This is a genomic window from Marinomonas gallaica (assembly GCF_001639745.1).
GTDB lineage: Bacteria > Pseudomonadota > Gammaproteobacteria > Pseudomonadales > Marinomonadaceae > Marinomonas > Marinomonas gallaica.
In genome coordinates, this window is record NZ_LTAX01000038.1 from 1 (window position 1) to 4,873 (window position 4,873).

Here is a 4,873-nt window from a genome sequence, read left to right on the forward strand (position 1 = left end):
TTCAAAATTTTTAGAAGTCTCCAGCGAGCGCCCACACAAATTATCTGATTATCTATTTTAAAGAGCGTCTGACGCGTCGTGCTTCGTTGTTGTGAAGCGTTGTCCGTGTCAGTGGGTGCGTATAATACCCATATGAATTTTCAGCGCAAGCGGTTTTTTACATTAATTTAATAAAAATGCGGAGAAAATTTAAAACAAGCAAGAACAGTTTGTTTTTTACACAAAATCCTGCAAAATCAACCTCATTTTCATACATCGCTCAATTTAATTCCCCTACTCCTAGCGACCTAAGATAACTAACCAACAAAAAGGCCCACTACTATTGAGTAGTGGGCCTCTCGTTGACCTATCTAATGATGCAGTAAATTAACCGCCTACATAACTCAACATGACACCAGCCGCTACCGCAGAGCCAATTACACCCGCAACGTTCGGTCCCATTGCATGCATAAGCAAGAAGTTTTGCTTATTCGCTTCAAGACCTACTTTGTTCGCGACACGAGCCGCCATTGGAACCGCAGATACACCGGCCGCACCAATCAATGGGTTAATTGGCGTGGAGGAGAATTTATTCATTACCTTAGCCATCAATACACCTGCAGCCGTGCCGATAGAAAACGCGACAAGACCTAGCGATAAAATCCCCAAGGTTTCGATATTCAAGAATGCTTCTGAGCTTAGCTTTGAACCAACACCTAATCCAAGGAAGATAGTAACAATGTTGATCAATGCATTTTGAGCAGTGTCACTTAAGCGATCTACTACACCACACTCTCGCATTAAGTTACCGAAACAGAACATACCTAAAAGTGGTGCTGCAGAAGGCAGGAACATTGCTACCAAAATAGTCACAACAATAGGGAAAATGATTTTTTCTGCTTTTGTTACATGACGAAGCTGCTCCATTTTAATAGAGCGCTCTTCATGTGTCGTTAAAGCACGCATGATTGGCGGCTGAATCAACGGCACTAAGGCCATATAAGAATAAGCTGCTACCGCAATAGCACCAAGAAGCTCAGGCGCAAGACGACTCGCAACAAAGATTGCCGTTGGACCATCTGCACCACCAATGATACCAATCGCAGCCGCATCCGCTAACGTGAAGTCCATGATTCCTGCAGCCCCTAATAGCACTGCGCCAATCACTGTTGCAAAAATGCCAAATTGAGCCGCAGCACCTAACAACAGTGTTTTTGGGTTGGCAAGCATTGGCCCAAAATCTGTCATAGCACCGACACCCATAAAGATAATCAACGGGAATAAGCCCGTTTCAATACCACCATGGTAGATGTAGTACTGCAAACCACCAGGGGAGACCATGTGCCCTGCAGCATCATAGACTGGTGCTGCCATAAATCCAGCACCCGGAATATTTACCAATACTGCACCAATACCTATTGGTAATAGTAGCAGTGGCTCAAAGCCTTTTTTAATAGCAAGAAATATCAGTAAAAGGCCAACCACAATCATAATGGCTTGACCAAATTCTAACTGATAAATACCCGTATCGTGATACAGGTTGAGTAATTTCTGTTCCATTCTCTAATAACCTACTTTTAGATCGCCAACAGGGCTTGGCCAACAGTGACAGCATCGCCTTCTTTGACATGGATCGAAGCGACAGTACCGGATTTAGGTGCTGAGATTTCTGTTTCCATTTTCATGGCTTCCATGATCATTAATGTTTCACCTTCTGCTACTTGCTGACCAGGTGATACAAGAATCTTGAAAATATTGCCCGCCAATGGAGCTGGAACATCTTCACCACCACCTGCTGGAGCTGGTGAAGTAGAAGGCGCTGGAGATTGTGATGCTGCGATAGGCTGGATATTCGTTACATCACCACCTTCTTCCACCTGTACAACAAAGCTTTGACCAGAGACACTAACCGTATATACCGCAGGTCCGTCAGTAGATTGAGACTTTTTAGGTGCCGCAGTGGCATCGTCTAATGTCGGTACAGGCTCAAATGCTGATGCATCGCCACGGTTCTGCAGGAATTTCAAACCAATTTGAGGGAATAATGCGTACGTTAGCACGTCGTCAATTTGATCTGACGCTAACTTAATACCTTTCTCTTTTGCTAGCTCACCTAGCTCAGCGGTCAACTTATCCATTTCAGGCTCAAGTAAGTCAGCAGGTCGACAGGTAATCGCGTCTGCACCATTTAACACTCGAGCCTGAAGCTCTTTATTAAACTCTGCTGGCGCTGCGCCGTATTCTCCTTTAAGAACACCCGCCGTTTCTTTAGAGATAGATTTGTAACGCTCACCAGTAAGTACATTTAATACCGCTTGAGTACCGACAATTTGCGATGTTGGCGTTACGAGCGGAATTAAACCTAAATCTTCACGAACTCGTGGAATCTCCTCTAGAACAGCATCAAATTTATCTGCTGCGCCTTGCTCACGTAATTGGCTTTCCATGTTGGTCAACATACCGCCCGGCACCTGAGCAATTAGAATTCGAGAATCCGTACCTCGCAAAGAGCCTTCAAACTTAGCGTATTTCTTACGAACATTACGAAAGTATGAGGCGATCTCTTCTAGTTTTTCTAAATCGAGACCTGTATCACGATCTGTACCCTGTAGCGCAGCAACGACAGATTCTGTTGCAGAGTGACCATATGTCATCGACATCGAAGAAATGGCTGTATCAACACGATCAACACCCGCTTCAATCGATTTTAGAATAGTCATATCAGACAGCCCTGAGGTAGCATGGGCATGTAGCTGAACCTCTAGTTTGGTTTGGTCTTTAAGCTTACCAACCAATTCAAACGCATCGTAAGGCGTCAAAATGCCAGACATGTCTTTGATCGCAATGGAATCTGCGCCCATGTCTTCTAACGTTTTCGCGTAATCAACCCAGTTTTGAAGTGTGTGCACTCGGCTTTTTGTATAAGAGATAGTCCCTTGAGCATGCTTACCCTCACCTTTTACCGCTTTAATCGCAGTTTCTAGGTTACGAGGATCATTCATTGCATCAAAGATACGGAATACATCAACACCATTTTTGGCAGCACGTTCAACAAATTTTGTCACAACATCATCAGCATAATGACGGTAACCTAGTAGGTTTTGACCACGTAGAAGCATTTGCTGTGGCGTATTCGGCATCGCCTTTTTAAGCTCACGAATACGATCCCATGGATCTTCACCAATAAAACGAATGCACGAATCAAACGTTGCACCGCCCCACGACTCTAACGACCAGAAACCAATTTGGTCCAACTTTTCTGCAATAGGCAGCATATCGTCGATACGCATGCGAGTAGCAAATAGTGACTGATGGGCATCTCTTAATACGACATCTGTGATGCCAAGAGGTTGTTTATTGTTCGACATGATGTGGCCTCTAATCGTCTCTGATTTAAATTAACGGTTACGATGTTGATGAATCGCAGCAGTAATAGCAGCAGCGATTTTAGGATCAGTAGCGGAAGCGCTAGCAGAGGATGCACCAGCAGTCGGTGCAGCCATAGGCTTTTTAGCAACTGGCGCTGCTTCTGGGAAATAACGATTGATCAATTTTGACATATAGGTTGTCGAAACAATCAACAGACATAGGAAGGTAAAAACAAACCCCATTCCCAATAACATTAAACCAAAGCCATCGCTCATTAAGTTATTCATAGCACTTTCCATTAAAATCTGAATAATTCAGGGCACGGTCATTCCGTACACCACAATGCTGTGATGCACAATAATTCCCTAATATGCATTCTTTTGTATCATAAAGCATATAGTTTTCATATTTTTTTGCTTGGATATTGACAACGTGAACTTGCTTAATCGCGCCACCCCCCATCAATCACCACAAGACATCATACTGGCGGTCGCACCAATGGAAGGTGTCATGGATCATACAATGAGATCGCTTCTTTCAAGCGTAGGAGGAATGAACTACCTCGTTTCTGAGTTCGTACGTGTCACACAACAAACAGTGTCCGCACAGTCTTTGAAACGGCTGGTACCAGAGCTCGATCAGGCAAGTCGAACAACATTTAATCACCCCGTACATTTGCAGCTACTTGGCTCCAATATTGACACGATGGCAAGCACTGCAGAAGAAGCAGGTTTAGCAGGCGCAACGCACTTAGATTTGAATTTTGGCTGTCCTGCAAAACGCGTAAATGGACACGGTGGCGGCTCTTTTTTATTGCAAGACCCAAAAACGCTCTACAACGTTGTACATGCCGTCAGGCAATCATTACCTAAACATATTCCACTGTCTGCAAAAATGCGTCTGGGCTATCAAGATGAAAACTTGTTTTTTGAAAACCTCGATGCCATTGAGCAAGCAGGAGCCACAACACTTACCATCCATGGACGAACAAAGAAAGATGGCTATGGCCCTCCAGCACGCTGGGAGAAAATTGGCCAGGCAACAAAACGCTCAAGCATGACGATTATCGCTAATGGCGATATTCGCGACCGCGAATCATTACTAGAATGCCAGCAAGTTACAGGATGCACTCACTTCATGATTGGCCGTGGAAGCCTAAGCAACCCATTTATATTCAGAGAACTGAAAGGAGGCAAGCAAGGCAGCTTTGAGGAACTGTTTGATCTTATGGAAGGCTACATCGACAAACTGCTAGATCACTACGACAATTTTGCCACGCTTGGTCGCATTAAACAGTGGAGTGGACATTTAAGAACTGATTGGCCAATTATTGCAGAAAATTTAAAAGCGATACGCAGCACGCAGCATACTGATGAATTAAAAGCACTAATGAATACTATTAAAAACAAAGAGATTAAATACAAGAAAGGGTAAACAAGAAAGGAAATGGTGCATCCGGGAGGATTCGAACCTCCGACCGCTCGGTTCGTAGCCGAGTACTCTATCCAGCTGAGCTACGGATGCA

The 4,873-nt window shown here is 44.2% G+C and carries 4 protein-coding genes and 1 tRNA gene; 1 reads left to right on the forward strand and 4 read right to left on the reverse strand.

The window, feature by feature from the left end; translation table 11 throughout:
• Positions 1-366 precede the first annotated feature (366 nt).
• The 3 genes from AYW76_RS18430 to AYW76_RS18440 are packed head-to-tail and all read right to left on the reverse strand — an operon-like array spanning position 367 to position 3,635.
• Positions 367-1,539: a sodium ion-translocating decarboxylase subunit beta gene (locus AYW76_RS18430; protein WP_067223993.1), complete on the reverse strand. Its 1,173-nt coding sequence runs from the start codon at positions 1,537-1,539 to the stop codon at positions 367-369.
• A gap of 17 nt (positions 1,540-1,556) precedes the next feature.
• Positions 1,557-3,347 carry a sodium-extruding oxaloacetate decarboxylase subunit alpha gene (gene oadA, locus AYW76_RS18435; RefSeq protein ID WP_067223997.1) on the reverse strand — a complete coding sequence of 597 codons (1,791 nt, stop codon included), beginning with the start codon at positions 3,345-3,347 and terminating at the stop codon, positions 1,557-1,559.
• A gap of 30 nt (positions 3,348-3,377) precedes the next feature.
• Positions 3,378-3,635, reverse strand: coding sequence for an OadG family protein (locus AYW76_RS18440; protein ID WP_067033734.1), 258 nt, complete (start codon positions 3,633-3,635; stop codon positions 3,378-3,380).
• A 145-nt stretch (positions 3,636-3,780) separates the two neighbouring features.
• On the opposite strand from AYW76_RS18440, the gene AYW76_RS18445 reads away from it, so the two are divergent.
• Positions 3,781-4,782, forward strand: a complete 1,002-nt coding sequence (locus AYW76_RS18445; RefSeq protein WP_231872653.1) for a tRNA dihydrouridine synthase — start codon at positions 3,781-3,783, stop codon at positions 4,780-4,782.
• A 13-nt stretch (positions 4,783-4,795) separates the two neighbouring features.
• Here AYW76_RS18445 and AYW76_RS18450 read toward each other — a convergent pair.
• Positions 4,796-4,872 (reverse strand) — tRNA-Arg (locus AYW76_RS18450).
• Between the last annotated feature and the right edge of the window lies 1 nt (position 4,873).

Bases quoted from the DNA above. Each gene is read 5' to 3' on its own strand.
- AYW76_RS18430 (WP_067223993.1), bottom strand. From the start codon at position 1,539: ATGGAACAGAAATTACTCAACCTGTATCACGATACGGGTATTTATCAG.
- oadA (WP_067223997.1), bottom strand. From the start codon at position 3,347: ATGTCGAACAATAAACAACCTCTTGGCATCACAGATGTCGTATTAAGA.
- AYW76_RS18440 (WP_067033734.1), bottom strand. From the start codon at position 3,635: ATGAATAACTTAATGAGCGATGGCTTTGGTTTAATGTTATTGGGAATG.